General features: G+C 46.9%; 17 protein-coding genes. 15 read left to right on the top strand and 2 right to left on the bottom strand.

Features of this window, described 5'->3' with window-relative positions; genetic code table 11:
- The first annotated feature begins 136 nt into the window (after positions 1-136).
- The gene (locus GC130_RS02410; RefSeq protein ID WP_151996657.1) at positions 137-1624 is read left to right on the top strand and encodes a beta-propeller fold lactonase family protein; all 1488 of its coding nucleotides are present in this window, start codon (positions 137-139) and stop codon (positions 1622-1624) included.
- A gap of 240 nt (positions 1625-1864) precedes the next feature.
- Here the strand turns inward: GC130_RS02410 and GC130_RS02405 are convergent, their stop codons facing one another.
- Entirely contained in the window at positions 1865-3568 is a 1704-nt protein-coding gene (locus GC130_RS02405) for a PQQ-dependent sugar dehydrogenase (protein WP_151996656.1), read from the bottom strand.
- 250 nt (positions 3569-3818) lie between these two features.
- Between GC130_RS02405 and GC130_RS02400 the strand changes: the two genes are divergently transcribed.
- The 14 genes from GC130_RS02400 (at position 3819) to GC130_RS02335 (ending at position 17935) form a co-directional block, all read left to right on the top strand.
- Positions 3819-4976 carry a hypothetical protein gene (locus tag GC130_RS02400; protein ID WP_151996655.1) on the top strand — a complete coding sequence of 386 codons (1158 nt, stop codon included), beginning with the start codon at positions 3819-3821 and terminating at the stop codon, positions 4974-4976.
- On the top strand, positions 4976-6178 hold the full coding sequence (locus tag GC130_RS02395) for a ChbG/HpnK family deacetylase (RefSeq protein ID WP_151996654.1): 1203 nt from the start codon (positions 4976-4978) through the stop codon (positions 6176-6178). The genes GC130_RS02400 and GC130_RS02395 overlap by 1 nt, the downstream gene beginning before the upstream one ends.
- 78 nt (positions 6179-6256) lie before the next feature.
- Positions 6257-7507 (top strand): hypothetical protein, encoded by a 1251-nt coding sequence (locus GC130_RS02390; RefSeq protein WP_151996653.1) that lies wholly within the window; start codon positions 6257-6259, stop codon positions 7505-7507.
- 109 nt (positions 7508-7616) lie between these two features.
- On the top strand, positions 7617-8336 hold the full coding sequence (locus tag GC130_RS02385; RefSeq protein WP_151996652.1) for a LiaI-LiaF-like domain-containing protein: 720 nt from the start codon (positions 7617-7619) through the stop codon (positions 8334-8336).
- 2 nt (positions 8337-8338) lie between these two features.
- Entirely contained in the window at positions 8339-8677 is a 339-nt protein-coding gene (locus tag GC130_RS02380) for a DUF4288 domain-containing protein (protein WP_151996651.1), read from the top strand.
- Position 8678: 1 nt separating this feature from the next.
- Positions 8679-9719 (top strand): sensor histidine kinase, encoded by a 1041-nt coding sequence (locus tag GC130_RS02375; protein WP_151996650.1) that lies wholly within the window; start codon positions 8679-8681, stop codon positions 9717-9719.
- On the top strand, positions 9716-10450 hold the full coding sequence (locus tag GC130_RS02370) for a LytTR family DNA-binding domain-containing protein (protein ID WP_151996649.1): 735 nt from the start codon (positions 9716-9718) through the stop codon (positions 10448-10450). Before GC130_RS02375 ends, GC130_RS02370 begins: the two co-directional genes overlap by 4 nt.
- Positions 10451-10661: 211 nt before the next feature.
- Complete coding sequence (locus tag GC130_RS02365; protein ID WP_151996648.1) at positions 10662-11810, top strand: AraC family transcriptional regulator; 1149 nt, start codon at positions 10662-10664, stop codon at positions 11808-11810.
- A gap of 255 nt (positions 11811-12065) precedes the next feature.
- Positions 12066-13181: an alpha/beta hydrolase gene (locus tag GC130_RS02360; protein WP_151996647.1), complete on the top strand. Its 1116-nt coding sequence runs from the start codon at positions 12066-12068 to the stop codon at positions 13179-13181.
- Positions 13182-13268: 87 nt separating this feature from the next.
- Positions 13269-14348: a serine hydrolase gene (locus GC130_RS02355; RefSeq protein ID WP_151996646.1), complete on the top strand. Its 1080-nt coding sequence runs from the start codon at positions 13269-13271 to the stop codon at positions 14346-14348.
- Between the two features lie 325 nt (positions 14349-14673).
- Positions 14674-14880, top strand: coding sequence for a hypothetical protein (locus GC130_RS02350; RefSeq protein ID WP_151996645.1), 207 nt, complete (start codon positions 14674-14676; stop codon positions 14878-14880).
- Between the two features lie 111 nt (positions 14881-14991).
- Positions 14992-16026: an esterase family protein gene (locus GC130_RS02345; protein ID WP_151996644.1), complete on the top strand. Its 1035-nt coding sequence runs from the start codon at positions 14992-14994 to the stop codon at positions 16024-16026.
- A gap of 117 nt (positions 16027-16143) precedes the next feature.
- A complete protein-coding gene (locus tag GC130_RS02340) occupies positions 16144-16764 on the top strand; it encodes a hypothetical protein (RefSeq protein ID WP_151996643.1) in 621 nt (206 codons plus the stop codon).
- Positions 16765-17044: 280 nt separating this feature from the next.
- On the top strand, positions 17045-17935 hold the full coding sequence (locus tag GC130_RS02335) for a fatty acid desaturase (protein WP_151996642.1): 891 nt from the start codon (positions 17045-17047) through the stop codon (positions 17933-17935).
- A 29-nt stretch (positions 17936-17964) separates the two neighbouring features.
- Here GC130_RS02335 and GC130_RS02330 read toward each other — a convergent pair whose 3' ends face one another.
- A complete protein-coding gene (locus tag GC130_RS02330) occupies positions 17965-19221 on the bottom strand; it encodes a multidrug effflux MFS transporter (RefSeq protein ID WP_151996641.1) in 1257 nt (418 codons plus the stop codon).
- Positions 19222-19331 lie beyond the last annotated feature (110 nt).

Raw genomic sequence — 19331 nt, 5'->3', positions numbered from 1 at the left:
GCCGCTGCTTCGAGGCTTTAAATGGCCCGAGTTTAGAGAAGCCTTGTGCCGATAGTATAAGCAAACAGGCACAATTGATTGAAATCTGGTACTTTAGCACCAACAAGTAACATTGTTTTCACAAACACCCTTCTGAATGAAAAAGATAGCTTTTGTCTTCCTGTGCTGTTTAATGGGTGCCACCTCCGGCAAAGCCCAAAACACAAATCAATCTTTCCTTTTCATAGGTACATATGCCACTGAGGCCGGCCCCAACGGCATCCATACTTATCAGTTCGACGGTGGAACTGGCGCTTTGAGAAAGGTGCAGCCGGTTGCCGAGCTGGATAACGCTTCCTTTCTAGCCGTGAGCGACGACCAAACCAATCTGTATGCGGTAAGTGGCTCCAAAGTCAATGCCTACACTTTGAACCCCGGCACGGGTCAGCTATCGTTCCTCAATAGTGTTCCTTCAGCGGGATCTTGCTACGTGTCAGCAGCTCCCGATGGCAGCACTGTTTTTGTAGGCAACTACGGCGGCGGCAATACGGAAGCTGTTCGCACCAATGCCGATGGATCGTTCGACCAGGCAAGTGTGCAGCTTCTTCAGCACCAGGGGAGCAGTGTGAACAAAGAAAGGCAGGAAGCACCCCATGTGCATGCGACAGTACTGTCCCCCGATGGGCGCTACCTGATGGTACCCGACCTGGGAACGGACAGGGTGTACCAGTACGAACTGAGTACCACATCAGGCGAAATACTGAAACCAGCTTCGAAGCCATGGTTTTCGGTGCCCAAAGGTGCCGGGCCAAGGCACCTTGTGTTCCATCCCAATGGCCGATATGCTTACCTGGTATTGGAACTACAGGGTGCCGTGATGGCGCTCGACTATCAGGAAGGCAGGCTGAAGGAAAAGCAGATCATCAGCATGGTGGACAAAGGGTTTAATGGGCGTTTGTCAGGAGCTGATATTCATATGTCGCCCGATGGGAAGTTCTTGTATGCTTCGAACCGGGGAGACGCCAACGAAATAGCCATTTATTCCATTGGTCAAAAGGGAAAACTAACAAGAATAGGTAGGCAACCAGCAATGGGTAAAACGCCCAGGAATTTCGCTATTGACCCGACGGGTAGGTTCCTGCTGGTAGCTAACCAGGGTACGAATGAAGTGATTGTTTTCCGGCGAGATGAAACCACAGGTCTCTTGACTTCTACAGGCCAAAGTATTGCTGTCGATAAACCGGTTTGTCTCAAGTTCGCTCCGGTGCAACAAGGGCTTGAAGAAAAACTGGTGGCTGAGGCTGTTGAGCGTTTTCGTCAGGCTATGACGGAGCCCGATAGCGACGTGCTGGCTTCCCTTGCCAGCGACGACCTGGAGTATGTACACTCCAGCGGCACAGTCAGAGACAAGCAGGGCTTTATTGATGAATTCATGAAGCGCTGGACCAACTTTAGCAAAGTGGATATCCTGAATCAAACGATCAAAATATCCGGCGACAACGCTATTGTGAGGCACAGGCTGGTGGCCGATGCCAACAACCCTGGCTATCCTTCAAAGGTCGACATTATCATTTTGATGGTATGGAGAAAGGAGGGCGGTCAGTGGAAAATGCTGGCGAGGCAGGCCGCTAAAATACCTGAATAGCAGTTCGACAACATTGAAGGGAGTCTTAATATTGAAACCCTCCAAGAGTTATCGTTGAATCGATCTCCATTTCTGAGAATTGTCTGGTAAAAAAACGGTAAATAGTTCATGCGAGCCGTTAATAAAAAAACAAAACTGGTTCAATGCGTCTCGCTTGGACCTTTTGTTTTTTTATTAATCGCCTAAGTATTCACTCCCAGTACCAATCTGCTTGAACCTTCGCTGTTAGCTGGCCTCCCGTCAGTAGGCCCTGACGATCTTCCAGATCCTTCCGTCGACCTTGGTTATGACATACATCTCTTTTTCGACACGGTCGTAGCCAATGCGCAAATGCTGACGCTTGATGCCTGTTAGCTCCCGCATGGTGGTTTCCTTTCCGTTTTTGGCAACCGAGAGTTGGTAAATCGTTGAATCGTTGAGCTGTGGGTTGTTATTAACAAAGAACAGCTTGCCGTTTACAACGTCGCCGAACACATACTTGTCTTTGAGGGCTTCCAGATTTCCCCTGTACACATAGCCACCGCTGATGGCATTGCCCGTTTCATGGTCGTATTGGGCAAATGGGCCTTTGTAAAGCGCCTTGTCTGTAGCGCTGAGCTCATAAACGGCTTTGAGATTCTTTATTGTATTGATACCGTAGTTGCCTTCCCGCACCGGCCAGCCATAGTCGCCACCGGCTACTACAATATTCAACTCTTCAATATTGGCCTCCCCGATGTCGGTGACGAACATTCTGTGGTCATTGGCTTCATCCCAGGCCATACGGTGAGGGTTGCGGAAGCCGTAAGCATATATTTCCCTGACCACGCCATCACCAGTATCCTGTGCGAAAGGGTTGTCTGCCGGTATCCCGTATTTACCGTTTTTGCTGTTGCTTCCAGCGGGATCAATCCTCATGATGCTCCCCAGAAACGATTGAGGGTGATGGCCCAGCTCCGGGTGGTGGATGTTGTTGGAGCCACCGTCACCATAACCAAAATACAGCAAGCCATAGTCGGGATGGGTTTTATCCAAACCAGGAATGAACCCGACGTCTTGCATACCATGGGCAAAGGTAGGAGCATGCACCCGCAGCAGTTCCCTGTAGCTTCCTGAGAAAACCGTGTCCTTCGGATTGTCGGCCTTCCATTCGCCAACGATCCACTGCGCCACCGACCGGAGTGTGTCGGAGACGACATAATCAGCTGGCTGGCCCTTATAGCCTTCGGCATGGCTTATATAGACCAGGCCGTTGTTTTGAAAATCCGGATGAAAATCGAAACTACCAAGGCCGGTGGCGATACCCGGGCCACTTTGGAAGTCGGGAAGCTCGTTTCTGAGATTCATAAACACCGCCGCCTTTCTATCTTTGATGCGATAGATCACGCCATGCTGGTCGCTGGCAAATATGGCACCATCGCCAACGGGAGAGGAGCGCAGTGTGACCACGCCGAGGTCGGAAGATTCACCCAAAGCTGGTAGCTGAACGACCTCTTCCAGTTCTATACTGATACCTGATGGTTGAGGCTCACTTACCAGTTGCCCTGACAGTCCTGCTTCTTTGCTTTGTTGCGCCACATCCAAAGGGGGAATATCGAACAGCTCAGTTTGCTGCTTGAGGTAGGCCACAATAGCGCTGATATCTTCTTCCAGCAACCATTCAAAAGGTGGCATCACCAGCTTGTACTTTTGCTTAAGTAATGAAAACCTGACATCCTCTGAGTCAATATATTTTGATGGGTCTTGAATGAACGCAATGAGCTGCTTCTCTGCCAGTACTGAAGTCACACCTCCAAGCGGTGGGCCTATGCCGTCATCCTGTAGCCCGTGGCATGACATGCAGTGTTTGGTAAACAAGTCCTTGCCCTTAGCCAGGGTAGCGTCATCTGGTTGTTGGCTACAGCTAATAATGGCAAGGGCGAGAACAGCAGGAAGTGCGAAGGTGAGGAGTAGGCGGCTAGACATGGAGTGAAGATAGCAATCGACAGCCAAATATTTCGCCAGGCGCTCAACTTGCCTTGTAAAATGTTACATAAGGCCCTGGCAAGCCGGCTGTCATCGAAAGCGTCTTTTTGAGTTCATTTCATTGAATTGTGCGTAGAATAATTGATAATGACATGATTATTAGATTGTTATCATCAAAATACCGATAAATAGGGATTGCAAGGGTGTGAAAATTTGCTGAAATTCATTGTCTTATCAACCACCTACTGCAATGACCGGACTTGTTGTGCTCGATGTCTTCATCAGCCTGATATTCATTTTTTTGTTGTACAGTCTTTTTGCTACCACCATTGTGGAGTCCGTCACCTCTTCGTTTGGCTCCAGGGGCAAAAACCTTCTCGCAGGTATTGACAGGATGCTTTCGGATGACGGTAACACCAATAGATTCAACTACACTTTTCTCAATCTCTTTATTGCCTTTCGTGGCAACGGCTTCACAGAAGCTTTCTACAAGCACCCGTCTATTAAATTTCTGGCACAGAAGGGATTGGTTAGCCTGGCAACCAGCAGGCCTTCTTACATCGCACCCGATAGGTTCAGTGCTGCCATAATTGACCTGTTGAGAAGTGGCGATTACGACGACGAAGGAGAAAACATCAGCGCCTCGCTCGGCATCATTCCCCGGTTTGACCTGAAGGAATTGCAAGGCCGGATCGATCAACTTGAAAGCGATATCAGCCAGCTTGACGCCAAAAAGGATCTGTTTGAATTCGAGGCCTTTTCTGAGGAGTTGGCCTACCTCAAAGGTGATCTTCAAAAGAAAGCCAATCGCAGTAGTGCTGAAATTCTCCAACCCTTTACCATCGATAAAGAAACCAACTACCAGCTGAAATCGCTTTGGTACGATGCCGCCAATGACATAGAGAAATTCAAGGCGTTGATAGAGAAATGGTACAACGAGCAAATGGATCGCATTGTCGGCTGGTATAAGCGTAAGGTGACTTTCCTGACCTTCCTGATAGGACTCGGCCTGGCGATTGCATTTAAAGTGGACACGATTCTAATTGCGTCGGACCTGTCGAAGAACGAAGACATGCGGGCGATGTTTGTGGCAGGGGCAACTGAGTTCCTGGCGCAGCATCCCGACGGTGTCGATGCGGAAACTTTTACTAAGCAGAAGCAGTACATGGACTCCGTAAAAAGCGAAATTGCGAAATACAATGCTGTGTTGAGCAGCCAAAAAGAAGAAGCCGACACCTGGCCCGGATTTGGCTACCTCATTACAGCCTTTGCTATTTCGTTGGGTGGCCCCTTTTGGTTCGACCTGCTAAATAAACTGGTGAAAATCAGAAGCTCCCTGCAAATGCCGGTGGCAGCGAAGGAAGACCCCAGAAAGGCAGATGCGGTGGAAACAAAAGCAGTTGGGTAATGGAAAAGATCAAAGGAACCGTTACTCAGCTGGTGAATGTAAGGCTGGATAAGCCGACCGTCAGGGCAAAAAGAGCGCCTGCCTTGCCCGTCGGAACCATGGTAGAGGTTTCGCATGCCATCAGAGGCGAGATGTACAAGGAAATCGACATTTGGTACGTGCTAGCCAACCAAACCTTTGTGTGGAGCGGCGCTATCAACGCCAATTCCGAAGTGCCATTTATAGAGAAAAAACTAATTGTCACTGCCGATGATATTGGTGTGGTGGACGATATTGATATGGGTGCTAAAGTAGCGCTAAGGTATGGTAGGATCAACTCCATCGCCGTATTCGTTAACCGACCTGGAGATACCAAAGGCGATTACCTCAAAGCTTGGCACGACTTCCTGTGCAGCTATGAACGGGTGGGTGACAGCCGTAAGCTGTACGAAACCACCCATGTGGGGCTACATTTCACCATCACATCGGGCGAACCCGTATCAACCGGGGATGTAAGCAACCTGCTCAATGGCAAATATTTCCGCAAATACACCGACTTCGATACGGACTACGAGCGGGAGGGTTTTGTTGATCAGATCAAGGCTGAACTCGATGCACAGTATGAGAAATTCAAGGCGGTGTTCAAACGCAAACCTGATCATTTGACGTCCCATCACGATATACTGACGTTCAACAAGCCTCTTTTCCGGCATATGCAGGAGTGGTCACAGAAAAACGACGTTCCTCTCAGAACGCACAAATTCCTGCCCTCTTCGAAGAGATTTTGGTACGACACGCTTGTCATCACCGACATTGATCTGCCGTCGATTGATAAAATGAATGCATGGGATGAAGAGTTTGGGTCGAAAGTAGAAGGGGCTCAACATACTATTGTTGACCACTATGGGCCACTGCCACCTTTCGCTGTGATCAGCTACCTGAGCCAGGTGAAGAAAAAGCAGGGTAAGCTAGAGGAATGGCTGTACGATTTTTTGGTAAGTAAAGACCACACGAGAGAGATCGTCATCCATTTGCTCAAAACCACTTTGCGGCGGCAAAGGGACCTGGTGCGCCATTACAAAGACCTGGATACTTCGTACCCAGGCATCAATATCAAGCATTTCGATGGGAGAGTAGCGGAATACCTGTCGCTGGAGAAAGGCAGCCCCTGGAAGTCGGATCCAAGTTTGGCATTAAGCCCTGTGGTGGTGAGGAAGGCGTGAGGACATCTGGCAGCTATTTTCAGAGAGGACTTTTTTGTATTTAGTATATTACGTAAGTAAACCAGCTGATCAAAATTTATGGACTTCAAGGAAAAACATACACTGTGGTTCGTTCTTGGTTTCATTCTTCTGCTAGTCATTTGCTTCCAGCAGGGTGCAACAGCTCAGGATCGAAAAATCGACCGGGACAAGCTTGGTAAGATCTTCAAAGCCAATTCCACACAGCTGAGAGAGGCCACGTTTCAGCAGCAAGAAGCTGTGCCTGAGATCAACATTGTTGAAGACGGTGAAATCACCCTGCGGCAAAACCAACTAAAGGCGGTTCGCTTTGGCGACAAAGTGGAAGTAGCCGGTGCCGAAGCCAGGGAGGTGCTCCAGCAGCAGGAAACACGGCCAGTTTTCACAACGGGCGACACAACCGTATCACCAGAACAGCTGATCCCCGAAGTGTTTGTGCTGCCAGGCCAAACCGAAAGTCAGGACATCAGATACTACATCTTTTTCACCTCGGCGCTGCCGCTGCAGTACGACTTTTCTCAAAACGCCTTTTTGGGCAGTATCAATTTCATTCTGTTGCCCGAGTCGGGCGGCGGCCATTTACCTACAATCGACCCTGTCTTCATTGAGCCCGCCTCTCTGGAAATAGGAGGCATCAGCCCGGGCTGGATAGAGATTGATCATCTCAACCTGCCCTCGTCAAGCATCAAGCTCACAGCTACCGACAACTTGAAGGATTCGGCAGAGCTGAGGCTCCGTACCCGACTGAACCCCGAGGGGTATATAACCAAAGTGGGGGTGAAGTCACCCCTTACGATCAAAGCCCGCAAGAAGTTTGCACAAGGGTATGGCATACAAGAAGTACCCGTTGAAGTCATTTTGAAAGGGATAGGAAGCGGCAGCGCTGAAATCAGGTTCTTGTTTGAAGAAGGGGCCGGCACATTGTCCGAAGAGAGCTTTGTGTTGAGCAACAACGAAACAAAAACCGTCTACATCCGCTCCCAGGGCGACGGGCCGGTGAAGCTGGCCGCCTTCTCCACTGGCTTTAGCTCTAACCTGGAGGGCTTTCAGTACGACTTTCCTTACACCTTTCTCCTTTTCACACTCATAGGTGGGCTCATTGGAGCCAGCGTTAAATACCTCAAGAGCGACAGCAAATTTTCCTGGAAGTCGTTCAGTGGCGGTGTGCTGGTAGGTTTGCTGGCCGTTGGGCTTTGGTATGTGCTGGGCATCAATATCCTAAGCATCTCCCTCGACGACGTGTACAACGAAGGCTCCGTGCTTCTTATCAGTGCCGTTGGTGCCTGGGGCGTGGGATTGAAGTGGGGGTGACTTCGTTTACCGACGCTAATCCCTTGTTCACCGACTTCTCTCCGGTCGTGGCCGTTTTGCTGTAGCCTGGGTCATTTTTCTGCCGTTACTTTCAGAAAAACTTAATCAAATGGATAAACGAAACACTTCTCCGGAAAACGCCCAAAGGGCTTCTCCAAAATCTAATCGCCCGCTTGCGGGAGTAATTCTGATAGTCATTGGCTCGGTGCTATTGGCCAGGCAAATGCACCTCGATGTGCCTCGCTGGATCTTCTCCTGGGAAATGATCCTGATCGGCGTAGGATTGTTCATTGGTGCACGCAGGTCGTTTCAGCCTGGTGGATGGATAGTGCCTATTGTCATTGGAACCATCTTTCTAGTTCAGGATGAACTACTGGGCTATGAGTATCGCCATGTTTTCTGGCCTGTCATTATCATAGGCGCCGGTCTCTATATGATCCTGAGACCAAAACAGAACCGGTGGGAGAAAGGACTTACCACGGAAAACTCTTCCGATGACTTTATCGACTCTTCTGTGCTTTTCGGGGGTGTGAAAAAAAAGATAATCACTAAGAACTTCCAGGGAGGAAGAGTTGACAACATTTTTGGTGGCACCGATCTGGACCTGATGCAAGCCGACTTCCAGGGCACCATCGTGATGGATTTCAGTGTGGCTTTCGGTGGCGTTAAGCTGATAGTACCGCCTCATTGGAATATCAGGAACGAGGCCACGGCCATTTTGGGAGGCATCGACGACAAGCGACCAATAGTGCAGGCCGATGACAACAGCAAAGTGCTGATACTGAAGGGCACAGTGATGTTCGGCGGACTGGATATCAAGAGCTACTAGTGATGGAATGGTACTTGTCAAAAATCGTCTTTGAGATTTGCGCAGGAGATCGGCCGCAGTTTGATGAAACGCTGCGGCTGATACAAGCTAATAGTGATGAAGAGGCTTTTCAGAAAGCACGAATGCTTGGCCGTAGTGAAGAAGATACTTTTGCCAACGTGCATAATCAAACAGTGAAGTGGAAGTTCATCGACGTTTGCGATGTGATTCCGGTTGACGAATTGAAAGATGGAGTTGAATTATTTTCGCAAATTCACGAACCGGAAGAAAGCACCGCCTATGTTCATTATGTACATCAAAAGGCGGCATTGCTCCAACTGATGCATAACCCTGTGTTGTAACATGACCAAACCACTCGTTTCCCACACCACCATTGCCCTGAGCTACCTGGCCTGGTGGATGTTTTGGATGGCCGTCCAAACCTACGCCATGCTGCATGCTGGCTTTGACTGGGAAACGGCACTGACGGATGCTTCCATCACTCAATTGATCTATGCTGTGGCGGGCTACACCATGAACACCTCCATGCATGCCTATCAGCCTGGCCGACGCACGGCAATATTTGTGCTTATGCGGGCAATTGTCTTAAGCATTATTTGCCTTGTGGCACAGCAATTTATCCTCGAACAGGTCAATGCCAAAACGCCTGGCTATGAGGAGTTTCTTGCCAGCACCCTGTCGATTCGTGGCACCGTTGGGTTGCTTATGATGCTGCTGGTGGCCATACTCACCTGGTTTTGGGTGTATGTCACCGAACGGACGGAAACAGAACAACGGAAGGAGGATGCGATGAAGCTTTCCCGTGAGGTAGAACTCAGCCAGCTTCGCCAGCAATTGCAGCCCCACTTTCTGTTCAACAGCCTCAATTCTATCAGCGCACTGGTAGGTACACGCCCCGAGGAAGCCCGCAGCATGATCCATCAGCTATCTGATTTTTTGCGGGGCACGGTCAAGAAAGAAGACGGCAAGCTCGTGACGCTGGAAGAAGAGCTGAAGCATTTACAGCTTTACCTCGATATCGAAAAGGTGAGATTTGGTCATAGGCTAAGAGTAGAAATTTTACAAAACGATGAATGCGTGGCCCACAAACTCCCTTCGCTGCTGTTGCAGCCCATAGTGGAGAACGCCATCAAATTCGGGCTGTATGACACGGTAGGAGAAATCACCGTTTCCGTGAAGGCCGCCATGGAGGGCACCATGCTGCACATTGAAATAAAGAACCCTTTCGATCCTGAAACGTCAGTCACTGCCAGAGGAACTGGCTTTGGATTGTCGTCGGTAAAACGCAGACTGTACCTGCTTTATCATAGAAACGATTTGCTTCTCACCTCACAGCAGGGAGGAGAATTTACCACCACTATCAAAATTCCTCCATCGATATGACCAAAGTGATACTAATAGATGACGAGCCGCTGGCCCGCAGCATGGTAAAAGAATACCTCAGCGCTTATGCCGACATTGCCATTGTTGACGAATGCAACGACGGGTTTGAAGGCGTAAAAGCGATTGCGCAACATAAGCCTGACCTTATTTTTCTCGACATTCAGATGCCAAAAATCAATGGCTTTGAGATGCTCGAACTGGTAGAGAACCCTCCAACGGTCATTTTTACCACTGCCTTCGACGAGTATGCCATTCAGGCTTTTGAACAACATGCGCTGGATTACCTGCTCAAGCCCTTCAGCAAAGAGCGGTTCGACAAGGCCATTCAGAAGTGGCGAAGCCTGCAAGGCGGTGCGCCGCAGGACACAACGGAACTACTTGAAAACACTTCACTGCCCGAAGAGCGCCTACGTATTGTTGTGAAAAAGGGCAATAACATCGTCATCCTGCCGATTCACACCGTGCACTACCTGGAAGCCTACGACGACTATGTGAAAATTCACACAAAGGAGGGCTTTTACCTGAAAAAGAAAACCATGGGTCATTTTGAAAAAGTACTCGACCCCAAGCAATTTGTGCGGATCCATCGTTCGTACCTGATGAACCTGCAGGAGCTTACCCGCATTGAGGCGGCGGAAAAAGACAGCCATCTTGCCCTTTTGAGAAGTGGCACCCGTATTCCGCTGAGTCAGAGTGGCTATGCCAAGTTGAAGGAGGTCCTGGGGATTTAGCTTTATTCAAAAGTGCCTTTCGGGCGAGTTAAAACTAGCTTAACGGAGCGTTGGCTGCCCATTGATGAGGATTCACAACTCTCACCTTGGCAGGGTTTCCAAAAACAGGAATTGTGAGGCTATATTGTTATAATTATAAGAAGGGTATGACATCAATAAGAAATCGCCTGTTTTCATGCTTAGAACGGATTATTTGATAAAAAATAGTTAAATGGACAAATTCATCTTTTTAGATGCTGTTATTTTAATTACCGCTTTTTTAATGCTGCTTTTTGCTTTTTTTCTGCAAACGGTGGACGCACAAAACAAACTCTCGAATAAGCTTTTTTCCGGTTTTCTCATCCTCTCAGTATTCGACATAAGTAGCTTTTTTACTGACAAGTATATTGATGCCGGCTTGAATTTTGAGGTTTTCAGAATGGCAACTAGTTTGCTAATTCTACCCCTATTCTATTTGTATGTCAAAGCCACTTGTTATTCTGATTTTCGATTAAAACCTAAATATTTTCTGCTTAGCATTCCATTCCTTATCGCAAATGTGGCGCTTGTTCCCAGGTTCTATTTAGCGAGAGCAGTCGACAGCCCTTACATTTATGAGCATTTCAAACAGATGCTTGAAATACGTTTTTTCTATGTGCTGAGAGAGCTGCAGTATGTATTTTATATGTTGGCAGTTTTTAAGATTTTGAAAAATTACAAATCCGTTTACTCTGAGAATCATACTAATTCAAGTAACTCTTCCTACAAATGGCTGTTCCAGATGACAGTGCTTCTTTTAGTCTCACATAGCTTTGTTGTCTGTAGCTACTTGCTTTCATATACTGACTATCATTTGTTACTCAACTGGTCTAATATAATTATCGGAATTTGTGCACTCATCATAAGCTGCTGGTTTGTATTAAAGGCGTTAAAAAACCCGACGCTTTTTAAAGGTGTTGATGCTGATATGATAGCATTAAATAAAGAACTAAAAACAAAACCTATTGCTTCCGATGAGGGGGCGCTTGATGCACAAAAGTCAGTTGAAATGAATTCACAAATGGATTTTGTGAAAAAGTATGTCTTAGAGAACGAACCCTATCTGGAGCCATCACTAACAATACAAGAATTATCCAAACAGGTGACTATTCCTGTTCGTGATTTATCCCTCTTAATTAATCGCCATTCAAATCAGCATTTTTTTGATTTCATAAATGAATTCCGAATCGAAAAAGCCAAGGAACTTATGAAAGACCCGTCTAATAAGAAACTTACTATTTTAGAGATTCTCTATCAAGTAGGGTTCAATTCGAAATCATCGTTTAATACTGCTTTCAAAAAATTTACCAATCAAACCCCTACGGCATTTAGAACCAATTGATTATAAGCGACTTGTAAAAAAGTCGAACGTTTCCAATAGAAAGTCGAACGCATTTAGTGTCCACAAATGCGTTCGACTTTTTTTATTCGGTCGACTCGTGTGCTTTTCAGATGCAGTTTTGGTTCAAATTATTAATAGCAATCAAAATTTAGAATCATGGAATGAGCATAAACTTAGCGTCCTTATTATACTAACCAAGGATGAATAAGTTTATGGCGAATTCCATGTGACAATCAAAAATCAAATAATATACACATGAAAATCACACCCACACTTGTTCTATCTCTGCTACCATTTTTATGTTCGGCTCAACTAAAAGAAAACGAAAAAGACAGTAAAGCGGAATTGGCGCTTGCAAAGTCACCTTCTGAAGGTATTAATATTAGTGCCGCTATCAAAGATCAAATTTTCGAAGAAAAATACATCCCGATAAATGGCATTGAGCATTGGGTTACCATAAAGGGAAATCGTACAAAACCTGTCATATTGTTTCTTCATGGTGGCCCAGGCAGTGTTACGAGCCCATATAGTGACAACATTTATGAAGAATGGAAGAAGGAGTATATTCTTGTCACCTGGGACCAAAGAGGTGCTGGCAGAACCTTTGGGCGAAATGCCCCAAATGAAGTAGATGAGGACTACTGGATAGAAAACGAACTATCTATAGATCAAATGGTAAAGGATGGAGTGGAATTGGCCGAATATCTCACAAAACAGCTTAACAAGCAGAAAGTAATACTAATAGGTACTTCATGGGGTTCAATACTCGGAACCAAAATGGCGATAGCTCGACCGGATCTATTTTTTGCTTATATCGGCAACTCGCAGTTTGTGGATTTCAATGAAAACCATAGTTATGCTTACGACAAGGTGCTTGAACTAGCCAGAGAATCGGATGATTCTACCTCAATTCAGAAGCTAAATCTACTGGGAAAACCACCCTATAAAGATGCCAGAAGTTTTGGGCAAATGATCAGAATAGTAAAACAATATGAACAAAAAGATGCTATCCCTGCCCCAGTTGATTGGTGGGAAATTGCGCCAGAGTACAATAATGAAGTCGACCAAAAAAATAGATATAATGGCGAAGATTATTCATTTTTATACTTTGCCGGGCATGAAAAAATGGGGATTAAATCAATGGCCAGGGATGTGAATTTTAATAGAGATGCTATTGAATTTGAAATCCCAGTATATTTAGTTCAAGGAGAAAAAGATATATCAACTGCATCAGAAATAAGTAGTGCATATTTTGACAAGATATCTGCTCCTGACAAGGCATACTATTTAATACCGGGAGCAGGGCATGGTCAAAATCAATCCGTTGTCGACATGCAATTTCAAATCTTGAAAGAAAAGTTGCGGTTTTAACCCATAGCGCAAAAAAGCGCCAACATAGCATCCAAAGTATTTAGTTCTTGGTAGTTTCACTGCAAACTAATCCAGCTATTACCCATCATGAAACAATTTCTTACCTTCCTATGTCTGCTTACCCACCTGCATTTATTTGGGCAGGATAAACTGAAGAACCCAGTTTCTGATCTTCCAGCCACCAGCCTCAAAGAGGCTGGCTTTAACGTTGATTCAATTCAAAATCTCCTGAGATTTATCGAGGACACACCACCCAACGACTTCAGAGGGGTGGTGGTCATTAAAAGCAACAAAATTGTCGTTGAAGAATACTTTAGCACTTATTGGAGAAACACCGTTCATGACATCCGGTCGGCCGGAAAAAGTATCACGGCCATGTTGTTGGGTGTAGCGATGAAGGACGGTTTGGTGCAAAGCTTAGACCAGGATGTGTATTCATTTTTTCCAAAGAATAAGTACCCATCTGTCAACGAAGACTATAAGAAAATCACTCTCCGGCATCTTCTCAACATGTCGTCGGGACTGGATGCTGATTCCGACAACTCCGACACTTTCGGTCATGCGGTCAATTGGATCGCCAAAGACGATTGGAAGGGCTATCTGCTCAATGTACCACTGGTTTCTACTCCGGGGAAAAAGTGGGTGTATGCAGACATCAATGCCCTTCTCATTGGGGCGGTCATTGAAGAAACATCGGGCATGAGCCTTAAAGATTTTGCCAAAGTGAAATTGTTCGATCCATTGGGGATCAGAGATTTTTACTGGTACACCAATGCTGCCAACCAGACGGGAGCTGCGGGTAATTTATACTTGCGAACCCTAGACTTTGCCAAGCTTGGCGTACTCATCAGTAACCAGGGGAAGTGGAACGGCAATCAAATAATGGATTTGAAGTATTTGAAGGAGTTAATAGGCAGTGAGGTGTTTAACATCTCTGACTACAATCCTTTTGCTGACGCTTACGGATTGATGTGGTACAAGTCTCACAGAAGTTTTGGAGGTAAAAATATCGACTATTTGTTTGCATCCGGAAACGGGGGTAACCACCTGATAGTGATTCCAGAAAAGGAAATTGTTATCGCACTTACCTCCAGTGCATATGGTCAGAGGTACGCCCACAGAAGATCGTATAACATCATGAGCAAAATTCTTACTGCATTAGAATAAATATCCGCCCCATGCGTTCGCCGAAATACTAAAAAGTCGGTACGTAAGTCTTCTCAATAGTGGATACATTTGTCGCAGTGGGTAGCAGTAATCGAAGCGCTCCAAATTGCACGATATCAATAGCTGGGAAGACCTTTCGCTCAGGATTTGATCCTGATTTTTTTGGCGAAGGGATCCTGGTTAACAGAGGCGCACCCATAGAGACTGTAAAAGAAATAAGTGTGATTGTGTATATTCGGTAGGTCAATTTGCTTGAATTGCTGTTAGTCAAAACGATCAAAGCCTGATAGAGACTCAACCAGTACACAAACCAAAAACATTTACCATGCCCAAACACAGCGTAAAACTCAATTTGCCTTCCACTGAGATTGGAAGTTCCGACGTGATCATTGATGTGACCCAGGACGGCGGCAAGCTAGGCACCTTAAAAATATCAAAAGGAGGACTTGACTGGACGCCCAGGTATGCGAAAATCATCTCCCTGAACTGGACACAGTTTGACAAACTCCTTCAAGACAATACAAAGAAATAACGAAAGAAAGCCACTGCTGAATAGAAATGCCAGTGTTGCAATTCTTTGTGCCAAAGCCTAACTTCATTCGGGGCTGCGCCTGTGCACCCTGATCATTAAACACTACCTACCATGCTTTTTAAATCATTTCTCCCGCTGGCCATTGGCTGCTGGTTGTTTACCTATACTGTAGCAGCACAGTCAAATAGCGAAAATGACAATGGAAATTTTGTCGTTGGCCCCGACTATACAATTGACCCGGCACTTACCGACCTCGGCAACCCCAAAGGAAAGTACTTCGAGTTTTCCATGCGTTTGGCCGATAGCAAGATTTTCCCCGGTACAGACGCAACGCTTGACCCGAAAAAGCCAGTGAGGGAAACTCGGCAGATTTTTGTGTACGTTCCCGCTGCCTATAAAGATGGCACGAAAGCACCGATACTTGTTACCCTGGATGGCCCAAGTCGATTAGACCTTGTGCGCAACGCCCTGGACAATCTCACCATTTCAACAGATGCGACTCGCAAATTGCCCGCCTTCATCACCATCGCCGTGCAGAATGGCGGAGATGATGCCAAAGGCAGCGAGAGGGGCCTTGAGTACGATACTATGTCGGATCGCTTTGCCCGCTTTATCAACGATGAGGTGCTGCCTGCTGTGCTCAGCAACCAGGCCATCAAAGCGGCCTATCCCAACATTGCCTTTACTGCTGACCCCTGGGGAAAAGCCGTAATGGGCTGCAGCTCGGGCGGTGCTGCTGCATTGACCATGGGCTGGTTCAGGCCAGACCTTTTCAGGCGACTGATCACCTATTCTGGCACCTTTGTCGATCAGCAGGACGATGATGCAGCCGAAGAAGCCGCCTATCCACTAGGGGCCTGGGAGTATCATTCTGGTATGAAGCTCATCGAAACTACGGACAAGAAACCGCTCGGCATCTTCACCCATGTGTCGGAGTTTGACCTACGCTATGACGACGCCGAGGAGACCTACCACAACTGGGTAATGGCCAACAACCGCACTGCTGACGCCCTCAAAGCCAAAGGCTACGACTACCGCTATGTGTTCAGCAAAGCCACCAAGCACTGCGACACCAGGGTATATGAGCTGACCCTGGCGAACACACTGGTGTGGATGTGGAAGGGGTATGAAGGGGGTAGTAAGTAAATGGTAAATAGTGAGTAGTAGGTAGTAAGGGGTCGGTATAGCAAGCCTGGCATGAGGCGACACTAAAAAGAAAACTCTTTTGGAGGTGATGCTTAACTTTGCAAAAAAAACGAGAACATGAGAGTGACCAAAACGGTACTTATCATCTTTTTTATGATGGGTGCCAGCATTGTATCTTGTTTGAATCGAAATGGTAGTTGTGATCCGGTGCCGCCTCATTTTAGGATCAACGATATTGGATCTACTAACATGATGCTCATAAATTCACAGCCAAATCCCTGGCGAAGAATCGCCGAAAACGAAAAGGCTCCGTGGGCTGGTTTTTTTATTAGGTTCAATTTTGAAGTAGAATATATCGCTGCTACGTCATCGAATTACGGACAATCTGCAATGGCCCTTTCTTGCATTGAACAGGGTTATGCCGGTGACAAAGTCGGAGTAGACAATATTATCGTTCAAACGATTTATGATTACAACGATAACTACGTTGCTGGCGATACTATCAACGAAATAGTTCTTACAAATGACTGGACTTACTTTTACGATGATTTCGAAAAGTTTCTACCACTTTCGAATTACATAGCCGACAATCGTAAGGGTGTTCTTTTTGAGGTTTTTGAACTCAAGTTGTCCGAAGCCCCGGCTGAAAGCGATTCCTTCTCTCTTCAACTATCCTTTGTCCTCAACAACGGCGAAGCATTTCAACACACTACAAACCCGCTCGTTTTGACGAAATAAATGTTAACGTTTCTTTAAAAACGTCTATCTCCAGTAAATTCATGACTGAAAGGAAGCAGGCCAACTATCCAGGCTCACAAGCAAAAGAGCAGGTTTGCCAGAGCAAACCGCAAAGCTTTGATGTACTGTACTTCGAGCCTTATTGCCTTTGTGGCTAAAAAGAAGTGCTTTCGTTTGAAAGCCAGCTAAGTACTCACGCAAAGCAGCGGGTCAAATCAAGATGTTTTCACGGGTTCTATTCATGCTTTTGTATATTCGCCCATCACCTAAACCTGATTGAGTGAAATATAAAGCAGATATCCGTACCGTTGCTTACATGATCATCACCAGCCTCATGTTTGCCTATCAATGGCAGGCTGGGTTTACAGGCTTCGGGCTGGGCAATTGGGCTTTGTACATCGTCTATTTACATTTTGCAGTGGCTGTTTCGGTCATTACCCATAACCACAATCATCTTCAAATATGGAATTATAAGGCGCTGAATGTCCTAACAGATTGGTGGCTAACAGTGTTTTACGGCATTCCTATTTTCACCTGGATTCCCACGCACAATCGCAACCATCACCGGTATGTCAACAAACAAGGCGATAGCACGGCTACCTATCGCAAGACAGAGTCGAACGACCTTTTCACTCTGGTGAGCTACCCAGGCATGAGTAGCTACTATCAGATCACAGAGGGCATTATCCCCTTTATGAAGGAGATGAAGCAAAAGGATAAAAAGCGCTACTGGGAATACTTGACTCAATGTTTTGTACTGATTGCTTGGTGGCTTCTTTGGATAGTAATCGACTGGAAGAAGGCCCTGGTCTTTGTCGTTATTCCACAGCAGGTGTCGGGGTATATGGTGCAGATTTTTAACTATGTGCAACATGTACATGCCGATGAGGAGACGAAATACAATCACTCCCGTAACTTCATGGGGGTGAACCTGTTTTTGTTCAATAACGGCTATCACACAGCCCACCACGAACGTGCCAGCATGCACTGGAGTGAAGCAGCCGAAGGTCATGCGCAGATCGCTGATAAGATTGATCCGTCACTCAATGAAAAGAGCTTTTGGGGCTATATCTTTCGAACCTACATTGTAGGTGCAGTGTGGAAGAAGTACAGCTCTCAGTCTATGCGCCTGGCGAGGCAGGAACGGGAGCAGCCTTCTGAAGTTGAATGACCGGTATCCATCCTAAATCGTTCGAAAGCTTACAACGTGCCAATCATATCGACCTCTTCCTGCTCCACCTCTTTGAGCGTAGCGGCAGCCTTGTGCTTAATGATGCTTCTCCCCAGATGAAAAATGCTCAGTGACGACAAAGCGCAGCAGGCCATCACGCCCGCCATGGGCAGGGGAGTGGGGTCGTGGAAAACGCTTACCAGCACTGAGGCTCCTGCGCCAATGGCCATTTGAACTGCACCCATCAGCGCCGATGCATTGCCTGCATTGGTGTGGAAAGGCGCCATGGAGAGGGCTGAGGAATTGGGGAATATAAAGCCCTGGCAGCATAAAAAGATAAACACAAGGGCGGTAACGCTGTAGAAGTCAGCCAGACCAAAGAAACCTAAAGCTACCAATCCCACTCCAGCGGTCGCCTGAATTGCGAGGCCCACTCCGATGATCTGTTCGCTGGAGTATTTCTTTAGCATGAGGTTGTTTAGCTGGGTAGAGCCAATCAACCCCATGGCGATAACAGCAAAGACCCAGCTAAACTGACCTTCCGTCAGTTGGAATACCTCCATGTACACATGAGGCGAGCCGCTAACGTAGGCATACAAGCCAGCTGCGGCTACTGCACCCGTAAAGGCAAATGTAGTGAACTGGGCATATCTGAACACGCTGGCAAAGTTTCGCAGGATAGGCCTGGGCATGAGCGAAAAGGAGGAATCCGGCTTTTTACTTTCCGGTAACAACCAATAGACTCCCACCAGAACACCAATGGCCACCACAACCAGTGCAACAAAGACATAACGCCAGCCAAACACCGAAGTAATCAACCCGCCGGCTGTGGGCGCAATAATGGGCGAGACCGCCACCACCAGCATCAGCGACGAAAATATCTTGGCGTTTTCTTTTACTTCGAACAAGTCACGCACCATAGCACGGGCCGCCACCATGCCGACACAGCCACCTAGTGCCTGCAAAAACCTGCCAGCAATTAGCATCTCTACCGAGTTAGCCATTGCACAGCCTACCGAAGCCACCAAGTACAGGCTCAGTCCAAAGTATAGAGGGTTTTTGCGTCCAAACCTCTCCAGCAGAGGACCATAGAGCAATTGTCCCGCCGAAATACCCACGAAGAAGCTGGACAGCGACAGCATTACCTGGTCGACGCTGGTGTTCAGGCCCTTGGCAATACCCGAAAAAGCAGGCAGGTACATATCCACCGAAAAGGGGCCAATGGCGGTAAGCAGCCCCAGAATAAAGATCAGAGAGAATTTACTTTTGGGACGGAGGTTGGTCATCGAACAGTTGAGGCGAACCTTGTGGCTTAACAAAGCTCTATGATACCAAAGGTAAGCATGGAAATCTTTTCGGGGTAACGATTATCCAACAATGGTTTATATGTCTGAAT

Source organism: Imperialibacter sp. EC-SDR9, assembly GCF_902498805.1.
Lineage (GTDB): Bacteria > Bacteroidota > Bacteroidia > Cytophagales > Cyclobacteriaceae > Imperialibacter.
Note: the sequence above shows the minus strand (reverse complement) of the source record. Positions and strands in the feature narration are given on the sequence as shown.

Coding starts and splice junctions, on each gene's coding strand:
- GC130_RS02390 (WP_151996653.1), top strand. CDS start 6,257: ATGGACTTCAAGGAAAAACATACACTGTGGTTCGTTCTTGGTTTCATT.
- GC130_RS02385 (WP_151996652.1), top strand. CDS start 7,617: ATGGATAAACGAAACACTTCTCCGGAAAACGCCCAAAGGGCTTCTCCA.
- GC130_RS02375 (WP_151996650.1), top strand. CDS start 8,679: ATGACCAAACCACTCGTTTCCCACACCACCATTGCCCTGAGCTACCTG.
- GC130_RS02380 (WP_151996651.1), top strand. CDS start 8,339: ATGGAATGGTACTTGTCAAAAATCGTCTTTGAGATTTGCGCAGGAGAT.
- GC130_RS02410 (WP_151996657.1), top strand. CDS start 137: ATGAAAAAGATAGCTTTTGTCTTCCTGTGCTGTTTAATGGGTGCCACC.
- GC130_RS02345 (WP_151996644.1), top strand. CDS start 14,992: ATGCTTTTTAAATCATTTCTCCCGCTGGCCATTGGCTGCTGGTTGTTT.
- GC130_RS02350 (WP_151996645.1), top strand. CDS start 14,674: ATGCCCAAACACAGCGTAAAACTCAATTTGCCTTCCACTGAGATTGGA.
- GC130_RS02395 (WP_151996654.1), top strand. CDS start 4,976: ATGGAAAAGATCAAAGGAACCGTTACTCAGCTGGTGAATGTAAGGCTG.
- GC130_RS02330 (WP_151996641.1), bottom strand. CDS start 19,221: ATGACCAACCTCCGTCCCAAAAGTAAATTCTCTCTGATCTTTATTCTG.
- GC130_RS02370 (WP_151996649.1), top strand. CDS start 9,716: ATGACCAAAGTGATACTAATAGATGACGAGCCGCTGGCCCGCAGCATG.
- GC130_RS02405 (WP_151996656.1), bottom strand. CDS start 3,568: ATGTCTAGCCGCCTACTCCTCACCTTCGCACTTCCTGCTGTTCTCGCC.
- GC130_RS02340 (WP_151996643.1), top strand. CDS start 16,144: ATGAGAGTGACCAAAACGGTACTTATCATCTTTTTTATGATGGGTGCC.
- GC130_RS02360 (WP_151996647.1), top strand. CDS start 12,066: ATGAAAATCACACCCACACTTGTTCTATCTCTGCTACCATTTTTATGT.
- GC130_RS02365 (WP_151996648.1), top strand. CDS start 10,662: ATGGACAAATTCATCTTTTTAGATGCTGTTATTTTAATTACCGCTTTT.
- GC130_RS02400 (WP_151996655.1), top strand. CDS start 3,819: ATGACCGGACTTGTTGTGCTCGATGTCTTCATCAGCCTGATATTCATT.
- GC130_RS02355 (WP_151996646.1), top strand. CDS start 13,269: ATGAAACAATTTCTTACCTTCCTATGTCTGCTTACCCACCTGCATTTA.